This window comes from uncultured Polaribacter sp. (genome assembly GCF_947497125.1).
GTDB lineage: Bacteria > Bacteroidota > Bacteroidia > Flavobacteriales > Flavobacteriaceae > Polaribacter.
The window spans coordinates 303579-328537 of the sequence record NZ_CANMFI010000004.1 but is presented as its reverse complement, the minus strand read 5'-3'; the positions used below and the strand labels follow the sequence as shown (position 1 = coordinate 328537).

Here is a 24959-nt window from a genome sequence, read left to right as displayed (position 1 = left end):
CGGAGTCTAGAGGATGTTTTTAGCTTTACAAGTATAGTTCTTTCTCGACTGCGCTCGAACTGACATTTAGTTAATTTAAATTTCTGTTTGTATCTACCTTCAGAAAACGAATGTCATTTCGCCTGCTAAGGAGAAATCACATATACTAGCTACTTTTTTCAATTACATTGTATACTTCATCAATTACTTTCCATTCTTATACTTTTTCATTTCAGTTGTCTTCGTAATAACACTTATTACATAGCTTTTATAAATAGACATACAATATATAAATACTTTTTAGCGCATGTATTCACTAAAAAACATAACTATTAGTGAATACAATATAAAATAGTATATTTTTGGAAAAATAAAATGTACAAAAGAGTCTTAAAAGAAACCATTGAGCAGAGAAGAAATAAAGGGAAAGCTATTGTATTAATTGGTCCCAGACAAGTAGGGAAAACGACGCTACTTAAAACGATAATAGCTACAGAAGAACATCTATTTTTAGATGGAGATAATCCTATAGTAAGAAGTCTATTAAACAATCCTAACACAGTACAAATTAGAAGTATTATAGGGTCTAACAAAATCATTTTTATTGATGAAGCTCAAAAGAATAGCCGGTATTGGGCTAACATTAAAAATAATTATAGATCAATTTAAAGAGGTACAATTATTTGTAAGTGGCTCGTCATCTTTTGATTTATCAAATGCAATTAATGAACCTTTAACAGGAAGGAAATGGGAGTATGAATTGTTTCCAGTAAGTTGGGAAGAGTTGGAAAATACAGATGGCTATGTCTCAGCAGAACAACAATTAGAAAACAGGATATTATACGGTTTCTATCCAGATATATTAAAAAATCCTGGAGAAGAAAAAGAACTATTAAAACAATTGGTAAATAGTTATTTGTATAGGGATATTTTAGCCTTTTCAAATATTAGAAAACCAGAAGTATTAGAAAAATTGGTGCGAGCTTTAGCCCTTCAAATAGGAAGTGAAGTGAACTACAATGAACTGGCTCAAATAGTCGGTGTAGATAAAAATACTGTTGTCAACTATATAGATATTTTAGAAAAAGGATATGTAATATTTAAGTTACATAGCTTTAGTAGAAACTTACGCAATGAAATTAAAAAAAATAAAAAAATATATTTCTATGATAACGGTGTACGAAATACAATTATTGGAAATTTTAATCCTTTAGAATTAAGGCAAGATACTGGGGCTTTATGGGAAAATTTTTTAATTTCAGAAAGATTGAAACAGAATAAGTATTATAATACAAATGCTAAAATGTACTTTTGGAGAACCAAACAACAGCAAGAAGTAGATTTAGTAGAAGAACATAATGGTATTATTTCAGGGTATGAGTTTAAATGGAATAACAAGAAAAAAGTGAGATTACCAAAAACTTTTGTAAATGCATACAAAGCCAAGGAAATCGTAATTGATAAAAATAATTTTAGAGAATTTATTAAAATATAGATTTTAGAAAGTAATAGCGACAAGTTTCGACTGCGATCAAGCTGATACAGAAAAATAGATAGATTCTAATAAAACTACAATTGTCACCTTGAGCGAAGTAGAGAAGTGTTTTTAGCTTTACAATTATAGTTTGTTTTACCCAATTAAAAAATTCGTTTTCATAAGAAAAATCAGTATAAATGATTGTATCTTTGATAGTATCAAATGATAGTATCATAAAATGAAGCCACCCTACGAAATAACCCCATCAATTTTAAAATTAATTACTTCTATTTCCGAAAAAATAGGGGTAGTAAATGCTAATTTTTTAAACAAACCTTCACCGAAATTAAGAAAACAGAATAGAATTAAAACTATTCATTCTTCTCTAAAAATAGAAGGAAATACTCTTACAGAAGAGCAAATAACAGCACTTCTTGAAAAGAAAAGAGTTATTGGTCCTAAAAAAGATGTTCTTGAGGTTTTAAATGCTATCAAAATCTATGAAAATTTAGAAAACTACAACCCTTCTAATGAAAAATCCTTTTTAAAAGCACATCAAAATTTAATGGAAGGTTTAATTGAAAATTTTGGAAAATATAGAAATCAAAGTGTTGGAATTGTAAAAGGCTCAAAAGTTGCCCATTTAGCACCTCCTTTTAGAAATGTGCCATATTTAATGAAAGACCTTTTTGAATATTTAAAAAAGTCTGATGAAATTGAATTAATTAAAAGTTGTGTTTTCCATTACGAAATGGAATTTATTCATCCTTTTTTGGATGGAAATGGTAGAATGGGAAGATTATGGCAAACACTAATTTTAATGGAAAAATATCCGATCTTTGAGTTTTTGCCTTTTGAAACTCTAATTAGTAAAGACCAAGAAAAATATTACAAATCTTTGGCTGAAAGTGATAAATCGGGAAAATCTACTAAGTTTATTGAATACATGCTAAATGTTATTAATATTTCTATAAGTGAATTACTGAACTTTAATAATCGAACTTTAAACGAAAAAGATAGACTAGAATACTATGTTTCATTAAATATAAATGAATTTTCAAGAAAAGATTATATGGATATTTTTAAAGACATTTCTTCAGCGACAGCTAGTAGAGATTTAAAGAAAGGTGCTGAATTAGATTTATTTGAAAAAATAGGAGAAAAAAATAAGACAATCTATCGTTTAAAATAACTGGGTACAACAACTTGTATAATTAATTGTTTGGTTCTTGCCTACTTGTGAAAATCTTCCCGGATTTTCTTGGTTAGTGTTTTATTTGCTAACTTTAGTGCTACACCACGCAACTAAATCATACACGACAACGTTCTCGACTGCGCTCGAACTGACATTGATAATGTTTTAGTTAAGTTGTCTAGTAATTAAGTATGTCACCTCTAGCGGAGTCGAGAGGTTTTTATAAAACGTCTCTATCAAATAGGTTTCAACTGCATTCAATTTGAAATGAACCTATAGTAGTTATGATAATGAAAACGTTTTTCATTTAATTATATTCAACTCATGTTATTCATGTTTATTATCTTTGAAAAAATCACAAAGAATGAAAAAAGGAATTATTGTATCGGGTTATTTTAACCCAATTCACAAAGGACATATAGAATATTTTAACAATGCAAAAAGATTAGCAGATAATTTGTTTGTAATTGTGAATAGTGATCATCAGAGGGCATTAAAAGGCTCAAAAGAATTTCAAAAAGAAGAAGAACGTGTCTTTATTGTTGGTAATATAAAATCGGTAGATTATTGTATATTGTCTATTGATACAGATAGGACAGTTTGCAAGACTATTGAAAAGATTGCTAAAGATTTTGGAGCAGATTATGAGTTGAGTTTTGCAAATGGTGGTGATCAAAATAATAACACCATTCCAGAAAAACCAATTTGTGATCAATTGGGCATTTCTTTGATTGATGGTTTAGGAGAAAAAATCCAATCTAGTAGTTGGTTGTTAAAAAGTAATACTTCAAAAAAAAATCCCTCTTAAAATGACCTACAAAGAAACACTTACTTTTATTGCAACTTGTCTAACGATATCTTTAGAAGAGTCTAATAAAGCGTATATAAAACAAAAATTAGTTTCTAAGGATATTGATTGGGATTCGGTTGTAAAAGTTAGTACTGCACATTATGTTTTTCCGGCATTGTATTGCAATTTAAAACGGGTAGCTTTTCTTCAGTTTTTGCCAGATGAATTAGTGAATTATATGCAGCACATTACCGATTTAAACCGAGATCGGAACATACAAATAATAGCGCAAGCAAAAGAATTAAATACCCTTTTATTAGCTAATAATATTACTCCTGTTTTTTTTAAAGGAACTGGAAATCTGTTGGCAGGTATTTATGAGGATATTGCTGAAAGAATGGTAGGCGATATTGATTTTATTTTCTCTGAACAAGATTATCCGAAGGCTATAAAAGTTATTTGTAATTTTAATTACTCCAAAGTAGATACAGAAGAATATTACCTACCACCTCAAAAACATTACAGAAGACTTCAAAAAGAAAATAGTATTGCTGCAGTAGAAATTCATAAAGAAATTTTAATTGAAAATTATGCCAAAGAGTTTAATTATACATATGTAAAGAAAGACTGTCAAGTTGTTGATGGTGTAACTGTTTTAAGTTATGCAAATAAATTAAATATATCTATTCTTGCTAATCAAATTAATGATAAGGGTTATTATTATAAGGCTATGGCGTTAAGAAATGCGTATGATGTTTTTTTATTATCTAAAAAAACCAATGCTAATTTAGCAGTTCATAGTATACAAAAGTTAAGTACCCATTTAAATTGTTTTTTAGCTGCTTGTTACCAGTTTTTTAATAATGTGTCAAGTTTAGAATACACATCTAATAAAGAAGTAACATCATATTTAAAAAGGTTAAATTCGCAGTATCAGTATCCGAAAATAACAAAATTCCGTCATCAGATTATAAAAAGTTATTTTTTTATAGAACTACGGTGCCAAATTATTAACAGAGCAATTACTACCAAAGGGTACCTTTTTTTGTTGTATAAGAGACTCACTAGTAAAGAATGGCGTCAAGAAAAATGGCATCAAATAGTTGGCAACTAATTTTACTATTTCTAATAACTACTATTTTCTTTTCAACGAAAACGATTGAAGATTTTATACCTATTGTGTAAGAGTTTTACTTATAATATATTTGATTAAAATTATAAGAGTATGATATTAATTGCAGATGGTGGTTCTACAAAAGCAGATTGGATTGCAATAGCTAATGATAAAACAGAGGCTTTTAGAGTGCGAACACTTGGCTTAAACCCCGCTATTGTGCCAAAAGAAGAGTTGCACAATAGAATTATTAATATGTTTCAGTTGATAAATATTAAAGATGAAGTATCTGAAATTCACTTTTATGGTGCTGGTTGTGGCACTCCGAATCCTATAGCAATTTTAAAGAAAATTTTAGCAGATATATTTATCAATGCTAAAATTTATATTGCAGAAGATATGCTTGCTGCGGTTTATGCTGCCACTGGCAAAGAGCCTGCTTTGGTTTGTATACTTGGTACAGGCTCTAATAGTTGTTATTACAATGGTGAAAATCTAGAAATGTTAACTCCTTCTTTAGGGTACATTTTGATGGATGAAGCAAGTGGTAATTATTTCGGAAAAAAACTCTTAATTGATTATTTTTACAATAAAATGCCTAGTAAAATTGCAGAAAAATTTAATAAAGAATTTAATCTAGAGGCAGATTATATTAAGAAAAACTTATACAGAGAACCCAACCCGAATATGTATTTGGCTTCTTTTGCTAAATTTATGTTCGATTTTAAGGAAGAGAAATACATAAAAAGAATTATTAAAAAAGGGTTTCAAGAGTTTTTCAAATTCCGAGTAATTCCTTACAATAAAACAGCAGAAACACCTATTTATTTCATTGGATCAATTGCTCATTATTTTAGAGAAATTTTAGAAAAAGTGGCTAAAAAAAATAATTTAGAAGTTACAGAGGTCATTCAAAGACCTATTGATAACTTAGTTGCCTACCATAAAGAGAACATCAATCTATAATAGCCAATAGTCTTTCTAATTGCATTCCTCTAGAGCCTTTTATTAATATTGTTTGGTTTTTTAGAGGGTGTTTTTTTAGTTCTTCTAATAGCAATTCGAAGGTTTTAAAAAGTTGCGTTGTTTTCTTTGTTTTATAAAAGTGACTTCCAACAAAATAGGTATTGCTAAAACGGCAGTTGCTAACTAGATCTACAATTTCTTGGTGTTCTTTTTCACTATCCAGACCAAGTTCAAACATATCCCCTAAAATAACAGTTTTGTTTTTTTCTTGAATGCTTTCAAAATTTTCTAAGGCTGCTTTCATGCTAGACGGATTCGCATTATAAGCATCTAATATAATTTTATTAAATTTAGTAGTTATTATTTGAGACCTATTATTTGTAGGGGTGTAATTTTCGATTGCTTCTTTAATTTCTGAATTCGAAACCTTAAAATATTGACCAATAGTGCAGGCAACGGCAATATTGTTATAGTTGTATTTGCCAATAAGATTACTTTGTATAGAAACCTTGTTAAGAGTTAATTTTACAAACGGATTTACCTCTAAAAAAGACAAACTATCATTAAAAGGAATTGTAGCAATTGCAGCTGTTTTTGCAACTTGTATTGCATCATCTGTATTTATAAAAGCAATTTTTTTGTTTTTTTCTAAAAAGGTATACAGTTCACTTTTTCCTTTTATAACACCTTCAACTCCGCCAAATCCCTCTAAATGAGCTTTTCCGAAATTGGTAATATAGCCAAAATCGGGTTCGCAAATTGAAGATAAAAATGCTATCTCTTTTTGATGATTAGCACCCATTTCTACAATTCCTATTTGGGTGTCTAAAGACATAGAAAGTAAGGTAAGTGGCACTCCAATATGGTTGTTTAAGTTGCCAATAGTTGCTGTTGTTTTATATTTTTTTGATAAAACAGCGTTGATCAATTCTTTGGTGGTTGTTTTTCCATTACTACCTGTTAAGGCAATAATTGGGAATTGAAATTGCTTTCGATGATAATTGGCTAGTTTTTGTAAAGTTTCTAAAACATTATCTACTAAAAAAATAGAACTATGGTTACAATACTGTTCTTCATCTACAAAGGCATAGGCAGCACCAAGTTCAATTGCTTTTTCTGCAAAAGAGTTGCCATTAAAATTACTACCTTTTAAGGCAAAATATAAACTGTCTTTTCTAATATTTCTAGTGTCTGTATCTACTAAAAATTTTTTACTGTATAATGAGTATATGTCTTCGATTTTCATACTATAAAAATAAAAAAAAACCTCACTGATATTTATGCAGTGAGGTCTTTTTTTTAAGAAATATTTTTTTTTAGTTTCTACTTGGGTTTCTAGCTTTTCTTTTCTTGAAACTCATAGGGCCAACTTGGTCTGTAACACATCTAAACCCAATATGGTTGGTTGCCATATATTCTGGTAAGTATCTTCTTTGTGCTGGGTCTAACCAGTACTCTCTATCAGACCATGCACCACCTTTATAAACTCTGGTACTATTACTAATTAAAGTAGTTCTTTTTTTAGCATCATTTACCAAAATTTCTTCTCCTGTCTCTGCATCTCTCTCAATGCTTGGTTTTCTTGGAGAATTATACATACTAGGTCTTTTACTAAATTCATTTTCATCATCACCATAAAAACGAGAAGAGTTTAAATCTCCATCACCAATATCAGTGTTGTCAGAAACCGTAAAGTTTCTTCTTAAAGTAACATCATCTTTAGTAATTGGTATGTATTTTAAACTACCAGGTAGTTGTTTTGGCATTATTTTACCGTTTGGTAAAGTGTCATAAGCCACTTCTGCACCTTCAGATACATCTGCAATTACAACTTTACCCTCTTTGTCAATCATTTTACGGGTGAAAATATTTCCTCTAAAGTAGTTAAAATCGTTAGCTTCGTTATCAATTATAGGTCTATAAACATCGGCAACCCATTCTGAAACATTTCCAGACATGTCATACAAGCCAAAAGCATTTGGTGGGTAAGATTTTACCTTGTTAGGAATGTCTGCACCATCAGAACTCCACCCAGATAATCCACTGTAAGATCCTTCACCTTGTTTAAAGTTTGCTAATTGATTACCTCTTAAACGTTTTTTACTTTCTCTAGAATATTTACCATCCCAGGCATATTTTTTTCTACCTCTAATGTTGTTGTACTCTCTGTTTTCTATATTTGCTTTTGCGGCAAACTCCCATTCAGCTTCCGTAGGTAGTCTAAATTTCTGACTTAAAACACCGTCTGCTTGAGTTATTTTTCGACCTCTAAAATTTCCATTTTGTGAGTTAGTGTTTCCTCTGGTTCTTATACCTCTTTTGTAGATAGTACTATCGCCATCAAATAATTTGTCTGAGTCTGCTAAAAAAACATCGGTATCAAAAAAGTTACTAACACTATCATTATCAAAAATATTTTCTAAATAACCTTTGTCTATTAGTTTCTTTAAATTAACTGCATCTGTTCTCCATTTACAGTATTTATTTGCTTGTAACCAGCTAACACCAACAACAGGATAATCTGCATAAGCAGGGTGTCTCAAGTAATTTTCAGATAAAATATCTGTATTTCCTAAGCTTTTTCTCCAAACTAATGTATCTGGTAAAACAGATTTATAAATGTGTTTGTATTTTTCTTCGGCAGGAGGAAAAACTTTTTTTATGTACTGTACATATAAGAAGTATTCTGAATTTGTTACCTCAGTTTCATCCATAAAAAAAGAACGAATATGCATTTTTTTAGGTGTTGTATTCCAGTCGAACATTACATCGTCTTGAACTTGCCCCATGGTAAAAGAACCTCCTTCAATAGGTACCATTCCTAGAGGTGTTTCTTGACCAGCAAAAGCATCTCCTCGAATATAATTATCATATTTAGGGTTGTTAAAAGGAATTCCGGTTAGTTTAGAACTACCAGATTTTGAGCTGTTACAACTAGCCAATGTTACAACTGATAAGGCAACTATAAATAGTTTAAAAACGTTTTTCATTTTCTAATTGAAAATTATTTATTGTATAATTAAATAGTGATGCAATTTACAATAATTCTACTTTCAAACAAGTAAATTAATAAAATTAACGTTGTAAATTAACAATCACTTTCTATGAAACGATTTCTTTTTAAGATTAGTATAATTTATGTGTTATTGTCTTAAAATATCTCCGAATAATTTCCGTTATTTGAAATAGAATTATGAAAGCACGTTTTTTATTTTTTTTCACGCTGTTATTTAGTCAACTATTTACTGCGCAAATTAACAATTCTGTACTATCTAATGGCGATTGGTATAAGTTTTCTGTAGATACTTCTGGTGTGTTTAAGATTGATAAAAATCTTTTACAAGAAATAGGTGTTTCTACTCGAAATTTAGATCCAAGAAAAATTAAAATTTATGGGAATGGTGGCGCAATGTTACCTGTTTTAAATGCAACTCCGAGAAGTATTGATTTGCAAGAAAATGCAATTTTTATTTCTGGCGAAAATGATGGTGTTTTTGATAATGAAGATTACATTCTTTTTTATGCTACCGGGCCGCATGATTGGGTACTTAATCCAGTTGCTAATACCGCAAACCATCGACAAAATATTTATTCTGATGAAGCTTATTACTTTATAACGGTATCGAGTACAGTAGGTAAAAGAATACAACCAAAAGAACCAATTACTTCAAATTCACAACTTGAAATTACCGATTTTGATGCGTTTACTTTTTTAGAAAAAGACGAATTTAATATACTTTCTGCAGGTACTCAATGGTTTTACAAGACAGATTTAAATATAGAAAATACTCAAGAATTTAAAATACCATTTCCTAATGCAGTTGCCAATGCACCATTGTCTGTTAAGGTTAGAGCCGTTGCGGCATCTGTTACTTCAACATCTTTAGCAGTTTCGGTAAATGACCAAGCGTTGTATGATCTTAATTTTTCTGGAATTAATTCCACTTCATTAACAAAAGCGCTTACCTCAGAAAGAGTCGCTTCTATGGCTAATAGTGCAGATTTGTTGTCTGTTAAACTTACCTATAATAATAATGGCAATCCGTCTGCAAATGCTTATTTAGACTTTATAGAAGTGGTCGGCAAACAAGAATTAATTGCTACAGATAGACAGTTTTCTTTTCGAAGTTTCGAGCAAGTAAATAATGCGAATACAGTTAATTTCTCAATTAAAAATAGCAATGCAATTTTTCAGGTTTGGGATGTAACAAACCCATTATCACCAGCATCTATTAGTAGCGAATCTTCGGACACCAACTTTACTTTTAAAGAAGATGCAAACGTTTTAAAAGAATATATTGTTATCTCTGAGAATGATTTTTACAAACCAAAAGCAATAGCAAACTCAAAAGTTATTAATCAAAATTTACATTCTTTAAAAGACATCAATTATTTATTAATAACTAGTTCGGCATTGTCTAGTGAGGCACAAAGATTAGCAAATTACCATCAAGACAATAGTAATTTAAATACAAAAGTTGTTTTAGTTGATGAAATATATAATGAGTATTCATCAGGTTCTAAAGATATTACAGCCATTCGAGATTTTATAAAACAACTATATGACACCAATTCATCCGAAGAAACTAAATTAAAATATGTTTGTTTTTTTGGCGATGCTTCTTTTGATTATAAAGACAGATTGAGCGGTAATAATAATATTATGCCAGTAAAATTATCTGAGAATAGTTTTAACCTAGCGACATCATATGTTACAGACGATTTTTATGTAATGCTAGACGATACAGAAGGTACAATGTCTCCAAGCCATACGATTGATGTAGCTTCTAGTCGAATACCTGTAAATACGATTGCAGAAGCAAAAACGGTTGTCGATAAAATTCTAGCATATTACGCAAAATCTTCTATCGGAGATTGGAGAAACACCATCACTTTATTGGCAGATGATATAGATGCTACCGGAGAAGAGGTAATAGCCCAAGGTGTAGAAAACATCGCTGATGAAATTAGAGCAAATAAACCTATTTTTAATGTAAATAAAATTTTTGCAGATGCTTATGTGCAAGAAAACTCTTCAGGAGGCGAGCGCTATCCTGCGGTAAAAACAGCAATTACAAACGCCATTGAAAAAGGGTCTTTGGTTTTTGATTATTTTGGTCATGGTGGTGAAGATGGTTTTGCGTCTGAAAAGTTTTTCGACAAGCCACAAATTCAAAGTCTTAGTAACCTTAATAGTTTGCCTCTTTTAATTACGGTTACTTGCGATTTTTCTAGGTTTGATAACCCGAATAGAATTACGGCTGGCGAGTTAACTCTTAAAAATCCTACAGGTGGTGCTGCAAGTATGGTTACCACCACACGAGAGGTTTTTATTAATGTAGGACAGCGTTTTAATGAGCAGTTAATAAGAACTTTACTAGAGTTTAATAATGAAGATTTAACCATTGCAGCTTCTTTAATGAAAACTAAAAATCAGTTTTCTAATTCTCAGAAATTTTTCATTTATCATTTTGGTGATCCGGCCATGAAGTTGGCTGTGCCAAAACCCAATATAAAAATAACAAAAATGAATGGGGTTTTAATATCGCAATCATTAGACACCTTAAAAGCCTTGTCTAAAGTACAAATTGAAGGGGTTGTTGTCAATGAGTTAGATGAGGTGTTAACCGATTTTAATGGAACTTTGTCTACAACTATTTTCGATAAACCGATAGATAAAACAACCCTAGACAATGATGGTTTTGGAATTCAAATGGTTTTTGACACCCAAGATAGTAAGATATTTAAAGGGAAATCGACCGTAACCGAAGGCGCTTTTAAATTCGAGTTTATAGTTCCTAAAGATATTAAAATTGCATTCGGTAAAGGAAAGTTAAGTTTTTATGCAGATAACGGAGAAATAGATAAATCTGGTTTTAATTTTGATGTTTTTGTTGGTGGTATTAATAAAGATGCTCCCGAAGATACTATGGGACCAGAAATAAAACCCTACATGAATGATGAGTCTTTTATTGATGGCGGTAATACAAATGCGTCTCCGAATTTAATAATTGCCCTATCAGATTTTAGTGGTATAAATACTTCGATAACCTCTGTAGACCATGATATTGTAGCTGTTTTAGATGATGATACGGCTAACCCAATTATTTTAAATGATTTTTATCAAACGGAATTAAATGATTTTACAAATGGTAAAGTTACATATCGATTAAGAGATTTAGAAGTTGGTCCGCATACCTTAAAAATAAAAGCTTGGGATACGTATAATAATTCATCTGAAGCTACGTTAAACTTTGTGGTTGTTAGTGATGCTATTTTAAATTTAGAAAATGTTTTAAATTATCCAAATCCTTTTGTAAATTACACCGAATTTTGGTTTCATCACAATAAGCCTAATGAACCGTTAGAAGTACAAGTTCAAATTTTTACAGTTTCGGGTAAGTTGATAAAAACAATTAATCAAAATGTACTTACAGCGGGTAGTTTGTCTAGAAGTATAACATGGAATGGTTTAGATGATTTTGGTCAAAAAATAGGAAAAGGAGTTTATATTTATAAATTAAAAGTAACCGCAACAATTAGTAATATTGTTGCCCAGAAGTATGAAAAATTAGTCATTCTTCAATAAAAATAAATAATATTTTATGAGAAAAATAGGATTTTGTATTGCACTTTGTGTGCTTGCTAGTTTAAAGGTTTCTGCACAAACAGAAATAGATACCCGTCAGGTAGGCGGTATTACCACAGCAATTCCGTTTTTATTAATAACACCCGATGCAAGAGCTGGTGGTATGGGAGATATTGGTGTCGCTACTTCTGCAGACGCTTTTTCACTTTTTCACAACTCAGCTAAAATGGCATTTAGTAATCGTCAAATAAAAGCAGGTATTACCTACTCGCCATGGCTAAGAAACCTTACCGATGATATTTTTACAGGGAGCCTTTCTTACATGAATAGATTTAGTGAAAATGCTGCTTGGGGTGCAGATTTAAAATACTTTTCTTTAGGGCAAATCGATTTAACAGATAGTAACGGAATACCAAACGGAACAATTAACCCTAACGAATTAGCAATAACCGGTGCATATTCTTTAAAATTAAGCGAAACTTTTTCAATGGGTGTTGCCTTAAAATATTTAAGATCTAATTTAACCTTAACAGGTGTTTCTGGTAACATACAACCCATTAACTCTTTTGCCGTTGATGTTTCTGGATATTATCAATCTTTAGAAGAAAATTATGGTAATTTTAATGGACGTTATAGACTAGGGTTTAACATTGCCAATATTGGTCCAAAGGTAAATTACACTACCGATGTAAATAATGCCGATTTTATACCTACAAATCTTAAGCTAGGTGGTGGTTTCGATTTTATTTTAGACGATTACAACACCATATCTACCAATGTAGAGTTTACAAAGTTATTAGTGCCAACGCCTCAGTTAGATGGTTCAGAAAGAGAAACCGAGTGGGTTAGTGGTATTTTTAAATCTTTTGGCGATGCACCAGGAGGCTTTAAAGAAGAACTACAAGAATTTACCTATGCATTAGGTGCAGAGTATTTATACAACAATGCTTTTGCTGTAAGAGCGGGGTATTTTCATGAAAGTCAAGACAAAGGAAATAGACAATATTTTACATTAGGCGGTGGTTTTAAAACAAATGCTTTAAATGTAGATTTATCTTACCTAATAAATTCATCTGATGTAAATAACCCTCTAGAAAACTCTTTGCGTTTTTCTTTATCTTTTGATTTAGGAGAAATTTATGATGATTATTAATCTCAGTGAATATTTTATTTTATGATCTTACAAAGCAGTCGGTAAATGACTGCTTTTTTGCCCTATATACACCATGAAAAAAACTCAAATAACCGCTTCAGCAACCATTTATAATACTTTGTCAGAATTGCCAAAAGAAGATATTTTGTTAATGAACAAAGCAATTGAGGCCAGAAAAAAAGCCTATGCTCCTTATTCTAAGTTTTATGTAGGTGCAGCATTGTTACTCGAAAACGGAGAAGTTGTTATTGGCAACAACCAAGAAAACGCAGCCTATCCATCGGGTATGTGTGCCGAAAGGGTTGCGGTTTGGCATGCCGGAGCAAGTTTTCCGGGTGTTAAAATTAAAAAGTTAGCAATTTCAGCAAGCTCTACGCTTAAAACAGTAGATCAGCCCATCGGTCCTTGTGGCGCATGCAGGCAAGCATTGTCTGAATATGAAATTCATCAAAAGACACCTTTTAAAGTGTTGTTTATGGGCGAAATTGGCAATGTAGTACTTGTAGATTCGCTTACCTCTTTGCTACCGTATTCTTTCGATAGTTCTTATTTGTAGTTTTTTTGGGCGTTTTAACGGGCTTTTCACGATATCTTTTTACTACAAAAAGTAAAAAGGATGCTGTTTCAATCCCTAACGCAGTTTCCGTCTTGTTTAAAAAAAAACTAGTTAAACCAATAAATTAGAGAACCTTTTTTAGCTGTTGAATGTCGTATTAATTTAAAAAGAAGTAACATTTTTTAGAGGTCGATATCTTTTAAATAACTACTAAATACACTGTTATTACTAGCATTTGTAAGATAGTTTTAAAAATAATTAGTAACACAACTCAATTATTTAAAAGTAAGACATTCTTTTAAACGGGTGTTGAATATCATTTTTTTAGAAACAAAGAAATTCTTGTTTTTAGGGATTTTGTATTTTAGACCCAGTTTATCTATCTATAAGAAAATATAAATCACTTTAAATATGATTTCATCAAAAATAACAGGTACAGGATCTTTTGTGCCTTCACTTAAAAAGAAAAATATAGATTTTTCTAATGAAAATTTTTTAAACGAAAACGGCGAAGCTTTTTCTGATGAAAATGAAGTGATTATCGAAAAGTTTAAAGGGATCACTGGCATTGAAGAAAGAAGGTATGCAAAGCCAGAATACAATACTTCAGACCTTGCTTATTTTGCAAGTAAAAAAGCCATTGAGTCGGCAAAAATTAATCCAGAAGAGATAGATTACATCATACTTGCTCATAATTTTGGAGACGTAAAACATGGTGCCATTCAGAGCGATATTTTACCTAGTTTGGCCTCAAGAGTAAAACATAGATTAGGGATTGAAAACCCCAATTGTGTTGCTTATGATATTCTTTTTGGTTGCCCAGGTTGGGTAGAAGGTGTTATACAAGCTCAGGCATTTATTAAGGCTCAAATTGCAGAAAAATGTTTGGTAATCGGTGCCGAAACACTATCAAGAGTTGTAGATAATTTTGATAGAGATGCTATGATTTTTAGCGATGGTGCAGGAGCTTGTATTGTAGAAGAGACAAGTGGTTCTGGTGCGGGTATTTTAAGCCATGCAACCCAAACATTTGCAAAAGAAGAAGCCTATTATTTGTTTTATGGTGCTTCTAATAACAAGACAAAAAATGCAGATGTTAGGTATATCAAAATGTTGGGTAGAAAAATTTATGAATTTGCCTTAACAGCAGTGCCTGCGGCAATGAAAATTGCGCTCGACAAAAGTGGTATCTCAATTAATGATGTTAAAAAGATTTTTATACACCAAGCAAATGAAAAAATGGATGAAGCAATTATCAAACGTTTTTTTAGATTGTACAAAAAACCAGTTCCTGAAGGCGTAATGCCAATGAGTATTCATAAACTAGGCAATAGCTCTGTTGCTACGGTACCAACGTTATTAGATTTAGTTTTAAAAGGCGAGTTAGAAGATCAAGAAGTTAAAAAAGGAGATGTTGTTATTTTTGCTTCTGTTGGTGCTGGTATGAATTTAAATGCAGTTGTTTATCGTTTTTAGTTCTTAATAAAGAGGTGAAATTTCTTATAAAAAAAACGATTTTCGTTCTTAAATTTAATATGAAATAGTATTTTTGCGCATGCAACAACACAACGTACTTATTTTAGACTTCGGTTCGCAATACACTCAGTTAATTGCCAGAAGAGTTAGAGAATTAAACATTTATTGTGAAATTCACCCTTATAATCACCTTCCAAAAAATCATACAGAATTTAAAGCGGTTATCTTATCTGGTAGCCCAAATTCGGTAAGAGGAGAAAATGTTTTACATCCAGATTTATCTGAAATTAGAGGTAAAAAACCTTTATTGGCAGTTTGTTATGGTGCACAATATTTAGCCCATTTTTCTGGTGGTAAAGTAGCGCCTTCGAATACAAGAGAGTATGGTAGAGCAAACTTATCTTTTATCAAAAGTGAAGAAATCTTTTTTGAAGGGATCTCTAAAGGAAGCCAGGTTTGGATGAGTCATTCAGACACAATTAAAGAATTGCCTAAAAATGCAGTTCTGTTAGCTAGTACAAAAGATGTAGAAAATGCTTCTTATAAAATTAATGAAGAAGATACTTATGCCATTCAATTTCATCCAGAAGTGTATCACTCTACAGATGGTAAACAACTGTTAGAAAACTTTTTGGTTAAAATTGCAGGTGTTGCTCAAACATGGACTCCAGATTCTTTTGTAGAAAGTACCGTTAATGCCATTAAAGAAAAAGTAGGCAATGATAAAGTTGTTCTTGGTTTATCAGGCGGAGTAGATTCTACCGTTGCGGCAGTTCTATTAAACAAAGCAATCGGTAAAAATTTATATTGCATTTTTGTAAATAACGGACTTTTGCGAAAAGATGAGTTTCAAAATGTTTTGGCACAATACGAAGGTATGGGCTTAAATGTGAAAGGTGTAGATGCATCAGCAAGATTTTTAAAAGCATTAGAAGGTATTTCTGATCCAGAGAAAAAAAGAAAAGCTATTGGGAACTCTTTTATTGAAGTTTTTGATGATGAAGCTCATAAAATAACAAATGTTACTTGGTTAGCACAAGGTACTATTTATCCAGATGTAATAGAGTCTGTATCGGTAAATGGTGGGCCATCTGCAACCATAAAAAGTCATCATAATGTAGGTGGATTACCAGATTTTATGAAGCTTAAAATAGTAGAGCCTTTAAGAATGATTTTTAAAGACGAGGTAAGAAGAGTAGGAGCATCATTAGGGATTGATGCAGAATTGTTAGGGCGCCATCCTTTTCCGGGGCCTGGCTTAGGAATTCGTATATTAGGAGATATTACAGCAGAAAAAGTTCGTATCTTACAAGAAGTAGATGCTGTTTTTATCAACGGATTAAAAGAAGACGGTTTGTATGATAAAGTGTGGCAAGCCGGTGCAATGTTATTACCTGTAAACTCTGTAGGAGTTATGGGTGATGAAAGAACGTATGAAAAAGTAGTTGCCTTAAGAGCAGTAGAAAGTACTGATGGGATGACTGCTGATTGGGTAAATTTACCGTATGAATTTTTACAAAAGACCTCCAACAAAATTATAAATCAAGTAAAAGGTGTTAATAGAGTTGTGTACGATATTAGTTCTAAACCACCAGCTACTATAGAATGGGAATAAAACATATGAAACATTTAAAATTTTTTGTTTTTCTGTGTATTTTAACGTTCACAATTTCTTGTGGTCAACAAAAAAAATACATACAGTATAAAGTTAAGGAAGGTGAAACATTAAAAACGATTGCGAAGAGATTGGATGTAAAAACCAAAGACTTAGTTCGTTTAAATCCAGATGTTGGAAGAAATCCAGAAGTAAATTCTTTAATTATAATACCCAATACTGGTAAAACAGTTTCTAAAAAAGAAGTAACAAAAAAAACAACTGATAAAGAGGTTAAAGTTGATACTGTTTCTAAAGATTTTATAAAAGATGTTTCTAAACAAAAGTTAGATTCTCTGAGTCTAAATTTCATCATACATGATGTAAAAGCAAAAGAAACTATCTATGGTTTAACACGTTTTTATAATGTAACAGAACAAGATTTATTAACATTAAACCCTGTTTTATCGGAAGGTTTAAAAATTGGACAAATATTAAAAATAAGGCCTATTATAAAAGGTGAAACGTCAAAAGAAAAAACTGTTTATGAAGATGTTGTAACTGCAGATGTTTCTTTAAAGGCAACACTAATGCTTCCTTTTATTACTGAAGAAAATGATAGTATAAAAGCAAACGAACTTTTTGACGATAGTAGATTAGCAAATATTGTAACCGATTTTTATTTAGGTGCCATGATTGCGGTAGATTCTTTAAGAAAGCAAGGTGTTACAATTGATGTAAACGTTTTTGATACACAAAAGAATAGCACTAAAATTAAAGAGATTATAAGAGAAAATAATTTAGAAGAAAGTGATGTTATTATAGGTCCATTGTATTCTGAAGAGGCTAGTTACATTGCTAAACAGGTTAATGCACCCGTAATTTACCCAATGTATTCTAAAAGTCAATCAAAATTTACTTCTTCAAATTTGATTAAAACATCGCCAGAGAAAAATATTTTTAGACAAGCGCTAGCAACTTTTATCAGTGATACTTTTACAAATGGAACTATTATGTTAGTGGGCGATAATAAATCGACTTCTAATACAGCAAATATATCTTTAAAAAATGCGCTAGAATTACATGACTCTATTAATAATGTTCGTGTTTTAAAACCTAAAAATGGTTATATCGATAAAAATCGTTTTTTAGAGATTTTAAAGCCTAACCAAGAGAATTGGGTTGTTTTAACGTCAGATGATACTGTTTTAGTAGCAGACATAATAAACAGTTTTATTAGTTTGCCAGAAGACACAACTGTTCGTGTTTTTACTTATAATAAAGAAAAGGCATTTGATAAAATCTCTAATTTAAAATTAGCGAAGGTAAATTTAACGTATGTAAGTGATGAGTATGTAAATGAAGAGTCAATTACAACAAAGTTATTCAACTCTCAATATTTTAAAAAGAACAATGCACTTCCATCTTTTCAAGCAACCAAAGGTTTTGATATTACGTATGATGTTTTAATGCGTCTAGCTTCTGGAAACTCTTTAGAGGATACTTTTAAAGAAGGTGCTTCTTATCGAGTAGAAAGTAAGTTCGATTATTATAAAAACAAATCTGACGTCATAGAAAACAAAGGGCTATTTATCTTAAAATATAATAAAGATTTAAGTTTAACAAGATTAAAATAATAGCTAATTGATATCTGTACTTTGTGAGAATCATTAGAATTTAAAATTAAAAGCATAAAAAAAACCACTGAATAGTGGTTTTTTTATTGGATAATATTTTTGAAAATTACATTTTTTTCATTTGATCTTTCATCATCTTCATTTGGTCTTTTAACATACCGTGCTTATCTAACTTTTTAGCTTCAGCCATTAAGTTTGTTGCCTCTCGCTTTCTTCTTTTTGTCATTGCAATTCCTGCCAATTGTAATTTAGCCATTGCTAAATCATGATCCATTGATAAGCCTAATTTTACAGCTTTACGTAAATATTTTTCGGCTTGAGTCATGTTTGTTTGACTTAATATAATACCATGTAAATAGTTGTAATAACCTTGTTGTTTAACAATAAGTGCTTTTTCTGGGTTTTTAATATATCCCAACCATTTTTTTGTTCCTTCAAAATTTTGCTTTCTTAATTGTAAAAAAGCCATTAATATAAATTCGTTTTTAAAGTATAATAAAACAAATATACCTGCTAGCAGTAAAATTGAAATTCCGTTTAAGATATTTACTTGGCTAAACTGTTGAATAGCCCAAACAGTAATTAAACCAGCTAAAATTAATTTTATATTTTTATGAAACATTTTTTTTATTGTGTATACTCGAACAAATTCGAGCGGTTTATAATAGTTTTAATAGGCGCAAAAATACATTTTCTTATGAATTATTAGAAGGTCTTCTTGCTAAATTTATTTTTTAAAATACTTTTTGTACTTAAATCCAGCTATAATTGTAAGGGTAATTAATGCTGCAATGTAAATATAAGCTTCTCTAGGAGTTACTTCTTTCTCTCCGCTTGCGTATGAATGCAAACCAGATAGGTAAAAATTAACACCAAAATAAGTCATCATTATAGATAAATAGGCAAAAGCAGCGGCAAAATTAAATGACAATCTACTACGTAAACCAGGTATCAATCGCATGTGTAACACAAAAGCATACACCATTATAGAAATTAATGCCCAAGTTTCTTTAGGATCCCATCCCCAATAGCGTCCCCAACTTTCATTGGCCCACATACCGCCTAAAAAATTACCTATGGTTAACATTATTAAACCAACCGTGATAGACATTTCGTTTATAATGGTAATTTCCTTAATGTTTAAATCCATTCTTTTTTTATTCTTCTTCGTTGTAAACGCCATTAAAAAAAGCGCTACAATACCAAGTATCATCCCTAAAGAAAGAGGCCCGTAACTGGCAACAATAATAGAAGTATGCACTAAAAGCCACCATGAATTTAACACAGGCATAAGGTTTGCAATTTCTGGATCTAACCAGTTTTGATGAGCAAACCCTAAAGTAATTGCTACTAAAAAAGCAGTTGCTGTAATAGTTAAAGCAGATTTTCTTCCAATATACAAACCAAATAACATGGTTGCCCAAGCAACAAATATTATAGATTCGTATGCATTACTCCAAGGCGCATATCCACTAATATACCATCTCGAAATTAAACCAGCGGTGTGTAAAATAAATAGACCAATTGTAATTACAGTTAATGTTTTTACAATCGTATTGATCCATTTTTTTGATGAGAAAATTTGCCAGATAACAAAAATTAGAAGGAATAAACTAACAAAACCATAGTATGTAGATAGTTTTTTAAAAGGTTCAATTTTATTGTAAGCAATTTCTAATTCAATTTTTTCTTTTGACGGATATATTTCAGCACCAAATTTTTGTTGAAATTGTTTTATGCCCGTTAGTATTTTTTCTGCTTTTTGATAGTTGCCAGTTTTTTTACCTTCTTGTAAAAAGTTGATATAAACAGGCAATGATTGTCTTACAAAAACAGAATCTGTAGCTTTAAAACCAGCATTAGCAGTTTCTGGTTGAGATACCCAGGTATTATTATCATCATTTGGTATCGGATATATTCTTAAAATACCACCGCCAATTGCGCTGTAAAGTAATCCAACACGTTTGTCTATTTTAAGAAGGTCTTTTTCAAATTTGTTTTTTATATTTTTTTTCTGAGCTTCAGCCACTTGCTCTCTAATTTTATAAACACCCATTGGTGTTATAAAATTTGATAGACGAGCATGAGTTGTTGTTTCCGAAACACCTAACAAAGTTCTAATCTGTGTGTTCCCTTTTTCGAGGTAAATAACAGGTACTTCGTACCATAATCTTGGGTTTTCTATGATTGATAATAGAACCTGACTGGGTTGCATACCATTAAACGTAGAAGATTTGCTAACTTTTCTTACTAGTTGAGAGGCAAAGGTGTGTGCGGGTTTCATACGTCCGCCAGCATCTTGTATAACTAGCTTGTTAAAACTTTCAGCATGATTTACAGCCACTAAATTTGCTGTTAAAATAGAGTCTATTTGTTGGTCTGTAATGCTGTTCTCTTGATGAGCCGTGTGTTGTGCAAATGCGAATCCAGAGACAAAAAGAGCAACAATCATAGAAAGAGTTGCTTTTTTCTTACGGATCTTTTTTAAGCTCTGCTTTAAATCATCAAAACGAGTATTTTTAGCAAATAAGATACATATCAATCCAAAATATAAGAAAGAATATCCTAAGTAAGTTACAAAAGTTCCTAGGAAATCATGATTTACAGAAAGATGTGTTTCTTCCTTTTCACCAGATAAATCATAACTAGATTGAAATAATTTGTAACCGCTATAATCTAAAATATGGTTCATAAAAATTCGATAATCAAATGTTTCTTTTTCTGCAATTACAGTAACTTCACTCGCATAAGAGGCAGCACTTTCTGAACCTGGATATTTTTCTAATTGAAAGTCGTTTAATTTTACAGAAAAAGGAGTTTCTAGTATTTTAGCACCATACAACATCCTAAAATTTAGGCCTCCTACAGAAATTTCTTTAGAACCTTGAGAGTTGAATTTACCACCTGTTAATTCTACCGTAGCTGTTTCATTATTTGTTTCAATCTCAAAAACAGCAACATCTAATTTTTTATCATCTTTTTTAGATCGAACTGTTTTCATAAATCCTTTCTCTGCAGGTCTAGGAATTACAAATTGCAACCCTGCAACATTATGTAGTGTTAAGTATTGAAAATTTTCTAAACTATCTTTTGTTATTTTTCCTCGCTGTTGATCAGCCATTCGAAGCCAATCTCCATCGTCTTTAGAAAGTAGTTTTAAAGTATTGTCTTGCGTTATAAAATTGATAGACGCATTATTATCTAAAGACTCAAAACCAACTAAAACACCATGTATGTTTTGTATAGTTCCTTTTTTTATCCAATGCTCATGTCTACTACCTTCAGAAGATTCTACAAAGAATAAATGTTCAATTCCTTGCTCATCTTCAACTAATTTTTTTTCTGCCCAAGGAATATAGTCTACAAGTTTAAAACTAAAATCTTGTGTTTTTTCTTGTGATTTAAAATTGTCTTTATGTATCCAATTATTTTTACCCCAAGCAGAAAGTAATATTGGGCTGTTAATTTCTGGTTTTTGCAATTCACCATTATCAACAATTACATTCAAATAAGTGGTTTCTGATAAAAATTTGTTGGTTGTTTCTCCTTCTTTTATAAGCATAATGCCTTCATAACCAATATACCTTGTTATTCCGGCTCCTATTAATATTAAAACAAAAGATAAGTGAAACATTAAAACTGGCCACTTTTCTTTTCTAAGCAAACGGTATCTAAATATATTGCCAAACAAATTAATTACAAAGAAAACCATTATAAGTTCGAACCACCAAGCATTGTATACTAGTGCTTTAGATGTTTGTGTGCCAAAATCGTTTTCAATAAATGTAGCGATACCCATTGCTGCTGCATATAAGAAAAATAAAACAGCCATTAATCGAGTAGAGTAGAGGAAACTAATAATTTTTTTCATCCGATTTTTATCGTTTTGTTATGAGTTACAAATTTACGGATAAAACAAATAAACGTTTGCTAATACAAGTCTTTTTTCTTGTTAATATATGTTAAAATACATTTTAATTTAATTTGTAAATTAAGTAAAAAATACTTCTTATATATTTTGAATTATAAGGGTGTTTTGTCTATTCAGAAAAACTATCTACTAATATCGAAAGTAATTCTATAGCTGCTTGTGCAATTTTTGTTCCTGGGCCATAAATGCCAACTGCACCAGCATCAAATAAGAATTGATAATCTTGCGCAGGTATAACGCCACCTACAATTACCATGATGTCTTCTCTGCCATGTTTTTTTAATTCAGCAACCACCTGTGGTATTAATGTTTTATGACCGGCAGCTAAAGATGAAACACCTAGAATGTGTACATCGTTTTCTATGGCTTGTTTTGTAGCCTCTTTAGGGGTCTGAAATAAAGGACCAATATCTACATCAAACCCTAAATCTGCATAGCCAGTAGCAACAACTTTCGCACCTCTATCATGACCGTCTTGCCCAAGTTTGGCAATCATAATACGTGGTCTTCTGCCTTCTAACTCTGCAAACTTATTAGCAATTTCTGCAGCTTTTTTAAATAGCTTATCTTCTTTAATTTCTTTACTATACACCCCAGATATTGTTTTATGCACCGCTTTGTGTCTTCCAAAGACAGCCTCTAAAGCATTAGATATTTCACCAAGAGTAGCTCTTTCTTTTGCGGCTTCTATAGCCAAAGTTAAAAGATTTTGTTGGTTTGTTTTTGCGGCATTAGTTAATGCTAATAATGTTTTTGCTACTTTATTATTATCTCTTTTTTTCTTTATAAGAGTAAGTTTCTCGATCTGCGATTTTCTAACAGATTCATTATCAACTTCTAAAATATGTAAAGGATCTTCTTTTTTTAGTTGGTATTTATTTACCCCAACAATCACATCTTTACCACTATCTATTTTTGCTTGTTTGATAGCCGCTGCCTCTTCAATTCGCATTTTAGGAATTCCTTTTTCAATTGCTTTGGTCATGCCACCTAATTGTTCAATTTCTTCAATCAATTCCCAAGCTTTATTTGCAATTTCTATAGTTTTTTCTTCAAGGTAATGGCTACCTGCCCATGGGTCTACGGTTTTTGTAATGTTTGTTTCTTCTTGTAGATATAATTGAGTATTTCTGGCAATCCTTGCAGAAAAGTCTGTGGGTAAAGCGATGGCTTCATCTAGCGCATTTGTATGTAAACTTTGTGTGCCGCCAAACACAGCAGCCATGGCTTCTATGGTTGTTCTGGCAACATTGTTAAATGGGTCTTGTTCTGTTAAAGACCAACCACTTGTTTGGCAATGAGTTCTTAATGCAAGTGATTTTGGGTTTTTAGGATTGAATTTTTTTACAATTTTTGCCCAAAGCATTCTGGCTGCTCTAAGTTTTGCTATTTCTGTAAAATGATCCATACCAATGGCCCAAAAGAAAGAGAGTCTTGGTGCAAAGGCATCAATATCCATGCCTACTTCAATTCCTTTTCTTAGGTATTCTAAGCCATCAGCTAGTGTGTACGCTAGTTCTATTTCTGCAGTGGCTCCGGCTTCTTGCATGTGATAGCCAGAGATGGAAATAGAATTAAATTTAGGCATATTTTTACTTGTAAATTTAAAAATATCTGCAATAATCTTCATAGACGGACTTGGTGGATAGATGTACGTATTTCTCACCATAAATTCCTTCAGAATATCGTTTTGGATGGTACCAGATAGTTGTTCTGGCTTTACGCCTTGCTCTTGTGCAGCTACAATGTAAAATGCTAATATTGGCAAAACAGCTCCGTTCATTGTCATAGAAACAGACATTTTATCTAACGGAATGTTGTTAAATAATATTTTCATGTCTTCTACCGTATCGATAGCAACACCTGCTTTTCCTACATCGCCCTGCACTCTCTCATGATCAGAATCATACCCTCTGTGTGTGGCTAAATCAAAAGCAACCGAGAGTCCTTTTTGTCCTGCTGCTAAATTTTTTCTGTAAAATTGATTGCTATCCTCGGCAGTAGAAAATCCAGCATATTGCCTTACTGTCCAAGGTTTGTTTACGTACATTGTTGCATAAGGGCCTCTTAGGTAAGGTGGCACACCAGCAATAAAATCTTCATGTATAAATGAAGGAGTTGCCTTTTTTTTAGAATCTTTAAAATGTAGGTTTTGTACGTCTTTTCTACCCATTACTTTTGTTTTACCTCTAATTTCATTAAATTATAGAGTTCGATTCCAATTGATTTTGTTTCTTTTTCTTTTTGTCTAATTTTTATAAAACTAAAAAGAATAACACTTATACAGCTAATTATTAAAAAAAAGCTTGCTTTAATAAGTGTGTGTGTCCCTAAAATAGAGAAGATGTAATCTTCGAAAAAGTAAAGAATTAAAGCAGAAGTAAAAACAATTAAAAGCAGCAAAGAAGGAAGTTTTTTTTTGTAATTTTTTACTTCTTGCTTAAGCTGATCTTGTTTTTTTTGCTTTTCTAAAATTTCTAAATTTTTATTCATAGTATCCTT

18 protein-coding genes are annotated in these 24959 nt (G+C 31.3%); 12 read left to right on the top strand and 6 right to left on the bottom strand.

Features of this window, described 5'->3' with window-relative positions:
• Positions 1–354 precede the first annotated feature (354 nt).
• The 6 genes from Q0678_RS08525 to Q0678_RS08500 all read left to right on the top strand — a co-directional run bounded on the left by Q0678_RS08525 (position 355) and on the right by Q0678_RS08500 (position 5521).
• Positions 355–648: an AAA family ATPase gene (locus Q0678_RS08525; protein WP_299056609.1), complete on the top strand. Its 294-nt coding sequence runs from the start codon at positions 355–357 to the stop codon at positions 646–648.
• Complete coding sequence (locus tag Q0678_RS08520) at positions 587–1474, top strand: DUF4143 domain-containing protein (protein WP_299056607.1); 888 nt, start codon at positions 587–589, stop codon at positions 1472–1474. Before Q0678_RS08525 ends, Q0678_RS08520 begins: the two co-directional genes overlap by 62 nt.
• A gap of 220 nt (positions 1475–1694) precedes the next feature.
• Positions 1695–2648 (top strand): Fic family protein, encoded by a 954-nt coding sequence (locus Q0678_RS08515; protein ID WP_299056605.1) that lies wholly within the window; start codon positions 1695–1697, stop codon positions 2646–2648.
• Between the two features lie 367 nt (positions 2649–3015).
• On the top strand, positions 3016–3459 hold the full coding sequence (locus Q0678_RS08510; RefSeq protein WP_299056603.1) for an adenylyltransferase/cytidyltransferase family protein: 444 nt from the start codon (positions 3016–3018) through the stop codon (positions 3457–3459).
• Between the two features lies 1 nt (position 3460).
• Positions 3461–4555 carry a nucleotidyltransferase family protein gene (locus Q0678_RS08505; protein ID WP_299056601.1) on the top strand — a complete coding sequence of 365 codons (1095 nt, stop codon included), beginning with the start codon at positions 3461–3463 and terminating at the stop codon, positions 4553–4555.
• Between the two features lie 111 nt (positions 4556–4666).
• Positions 4667–5521, top strand: a complete 855-nt coding sequence (locus Q0678_RS08500) for an N-acetylglucosamine kinase (RefSeq protein ID WP_299056599.1) — start codon at positions 4667–4669, stop codon at positions 5519–5521.
• Here Q0678_RS08500 and murF read toward each other — a convergent pair.
• Complete coding sequence (murF, locus tag Q0678_RS08495; protein ID WP_299056597.1) at positions 5511–6767, bottom strand: UDP-N-acetylmuramoyl-tripeptide--D-alanyl-D-alanine ligase; 1257 nt, start codon at positions 6765–6767, stop codon at positions 5511–5513. The genes Q0678_RS08500 and murF overlap by 11 nt on opposite strands.
• Positions 6768–6837: 70 nt before the next feature.
• Positions 6838–8511, bottom strand: a complete 1674-nt coding sequence (gldJ, locus tag Q0678_RS08490) for a gliding motility lipoprotein GldJ (protein WP_299056594.1) — start codon at positions 8509–8511, stop codon at positions 6838–6840.
• 203 nt (positions 8512–8714) lie between these two features.
• Here gldJ and porU point away from each other — a divergent pair, with 203 nt between their 5' ends.
• From porU to Q0678_RS08460, 6 genes are all read left to right on the top strand, one after another.
• Entirely contained in the window at positions 8715–12110 is a 3396-nt protein-coding gene (porU, locus tag Q0678_RS08485; protein WP_299056591.1) for a type IX secretion system sortase PorU, read from the top strand.
• Between the two features lie 16 nt (positions 12111–12126).
• The gene (gene porV / locus Q0678_RS08480) at positions 12127–13263 is read left to right on the top strand and encodes a type IX secretion system outer membrane channel protein PorV (protein WP_299056588.1); all 1137 of its coding nucleotides are present in this window, start codon (positions 12127–12129) and stop codon (positions 13261–13263) included.
• 73 nt (positions 13264–13336) lie between these two features.
• Positions 13337–13819: a cytidine deaminase gene (gene cdd, locus Q0678_RS08475; RefSeq protein WP_299056584.1), complete on the top strand. Its 483-nt coding sequence runs from the start codon at positions 13337–13339 to the stop codon at positions 13817–13819.
• Positions 13820–14230: 411 nt separating this feature from the next.
• Positions 14231–15295: a 3-oxoacyl-ACP synthase III family protein gene (locus tag Q0678_RS08470; RefSeq protein ID WP_299056581.1), complete on the top strand. Its 1065-nt coding sequence runs from the start codon at positions 14231–14233 to the stop codon at positions 15293–15295.
• A gap of 79 nt (positions 15296–15374) precedes the next feature.
• Positions 15375–16910, top strand: coding sequence for a glutamine-hydrolyzing GMP synthase (guaA, locus tag Q0678_RS08465; protein WP_299056579.1), 1536 nt, complete (start codon positions 15375–15377; stop codon positions 16908–16910).
• Between the two features lie 5 nt (positions 16911–16915).
• Positions 16916–18526 carry a LysM peptidoglycan-binding domain-containing protein gene (locus tag Q0678_RS08460; protein ID WP_299056576.1) on the top strand — a complete coding sequence of 537 codons (1611 nt, stop codon included), beginning with the start codon at positions 16916–16918 and terminating at the stop codon, positions 18524–18526.
• Positions 18527–18632: 106 nt separating this feature from the next.
• Here Q0678_RS08460 and Q0678_RS08455 read toward each other — a convergent pair whose 3' ends face one another.
• The 4 genes from Q0678_RS08455 to Q0678_RS08440 all read right to left on the bottom strand — a co-directional run bounded on the left by Q0678_RS08455 (position 18633) and on the right by Q0678_RS08440 (position 24950).
• On the bottom strand, positions 18633–19148 hold the full coding sequence (locus Q0678_RS08455) for a DUF2892 domain-containing protein (protein ID WP_299056574.1): 516 nt from the start codon (positions 19146–19148) through the stop codon (positions 18633–18635).
• A 105-nt stretch (positions 19149–19253) separates the two neighbouring features.
• Complete coding sequence (gene ccsA, locus Q0678_RS08450) at positions 19254–22397, bottom strand: cytochrome c biogenesis protein CcsA (protein ID WP_299056571.1); 3144 nt, start codon at positions 22395–22397, stop codon at positions 19254–19256.
• Positions 22398–22566: 169 nt separating this feature from the next.
• Positions 22567–24630, bottom strand: a complete 2064-nt coding sequence (gene scpA, locus Q0678_RS08445; protein WP_299056568.1) for a methylmalonyl-CoA mutase — start codon at positions 24628–24630, stop codon at positions 22567–22569.
• Positions 24630–24950, bottom strand: a complete 321-nt coding sequence (locus Q0678_RS08440; protein ID WP_299056565.1) for a hypothetical protein — start codon at positions 24948–24950, stop codon at positions 24630–24632. The genes scpA and Q0678_RS08440 overlap by 1 nt, the downstream gene beginning before the upstream one ends.
• Positions 24951–24959: the final 9 nt, after the last annotated feature.

What these genes read in the sequence shown, in the direction of transcription:
- Q0678_RS08525 (WP_299056609.1), top strand. Translation starts at nt 355, where the DNA reads ATGTACAAAAGAGTCTTAAAAGAAACCATTGAGCAGAGAAGAAATAAA.
- Q0678_RS08520 (WP_299056607.1), top strand. Translation starts at nt 587, where the DNA reads ATGAAGCTCAAAAGAATAGCCGGTATTGGGCTAACATTAAAAATAATT.
- Q0678_RS08515 (WP_299056605.1), top strand. Translation starts at nt 1,695, where the DNA reads ATGAAGCCACCCTACGAAATAACCCCATCAATTTTAAAATTAATTACT.
- Q0678_RS08510 (WP_299056603.1), top strand. Translation starts at nt 3,016, where the DNA reads ATGAAAAAAGGAATTATTGTATCGGGTTATTTTAACCCAATTCACAAA.
- Q0678_RS08505 (WP_299056601.1), top strand. Translation starts at nt 3,461, where the DNA reads ATGACCTACAAAGAAACACTTACTTTTATTGCAACTTGTCTAACGATA.
- Q0678_RS08500 (WP_299056599.1), top strand. Translation starts at nt 4,667, where the DNA reads ATGATATTAATTGCAGATGGTGGTTCTACAAAAGCAGATTGGATTGCA.
- murF (WP_299056597.1), bottom strand. Translation starts at nt 6,767, where the DNA reads ATGAAAATCGAAGACATATACTCATTATACAGTAAAAAATTTTTAGTA.
- gldJ (WP_299056594.1), bottom strand. Translation starts at nt 8,511, where the DNA reads ATGAAAAACGTTTTTAAACTATTTATAGTTGCCTTATCAGTTGTAACA.
- porU (WP_299056591.1), top strand. Translation starts at nt 8,715, where the DNA reads ATGAAAGCACGTTTTTTATTTTTTTTCACGCTGTTATTTAGTCAACTA.
- porV (WP_299056588.1), top strand. Translation starts at nt 12,127, where the DNA reads ATGAGAAAAATAGGATTTTGTATTGCACTTTGTGTGCTTGCTAGTTTA.
- cdd (WP_299056584.1), top strand. Translation starts at nt 13,337, where the DNA reads ATGAAAAAAACTCAAATAACCGCTTCAGCAACCATTTATAATACTTTG.
- Q0678_RS08470 (WP_299056581.1), top strand. Translation starts at nt 14,231, where the DNA reads ATGATTTCATCAAAAATAACAGGTACAGGATCTTTTGTGCCTTCACTT.
- guaA (WP_299056579.1), top strand. Translation starts at nt 15,375, where the DNA reads ATGCAACAACACAACGTACTTATTTTAGACTTCGGTTCGCAATACACT.
- Q0678_RS08460 (WP_299056576.1), top strand. Translation starts at nt 16,916, where the DNA reads ATGAAACATTTAAAATTTTTTGTTTTTCTGTGTATTTTAACGTTCACA.
- Q0678_RS08455 (WP_299056574.1), bottom strand. Translation starts at nt 19,148, where the DNA reads ATGTTTCATAAAAATATAAAATTAATTTTAGCTGGTTTAATTACTGTT.
- ccsA (WP_299056571.1), bottom strand. Translation starts at nt 22,397, where the DNA reads ATGAAAAAAATTATTAGTTTCCTCTACTCTACTCGATTAATGGCTGTT.
- scpA (WP_299056568.1), bottom strand. Translation starts at nt 24,630, where the DNA reads ATGGGTAGAAAAGACGTACAAAACCTACATTTTAAAGATTCTAAAAAA.
- Q0678_RS08440 (WP_299056565.1), bottom strand. Translation starts at nt 24,950, where the DNA reads ATGAATAAAAATTTAGAAATTTTAGAAAAGCAAAAAAAACAAGATCAG.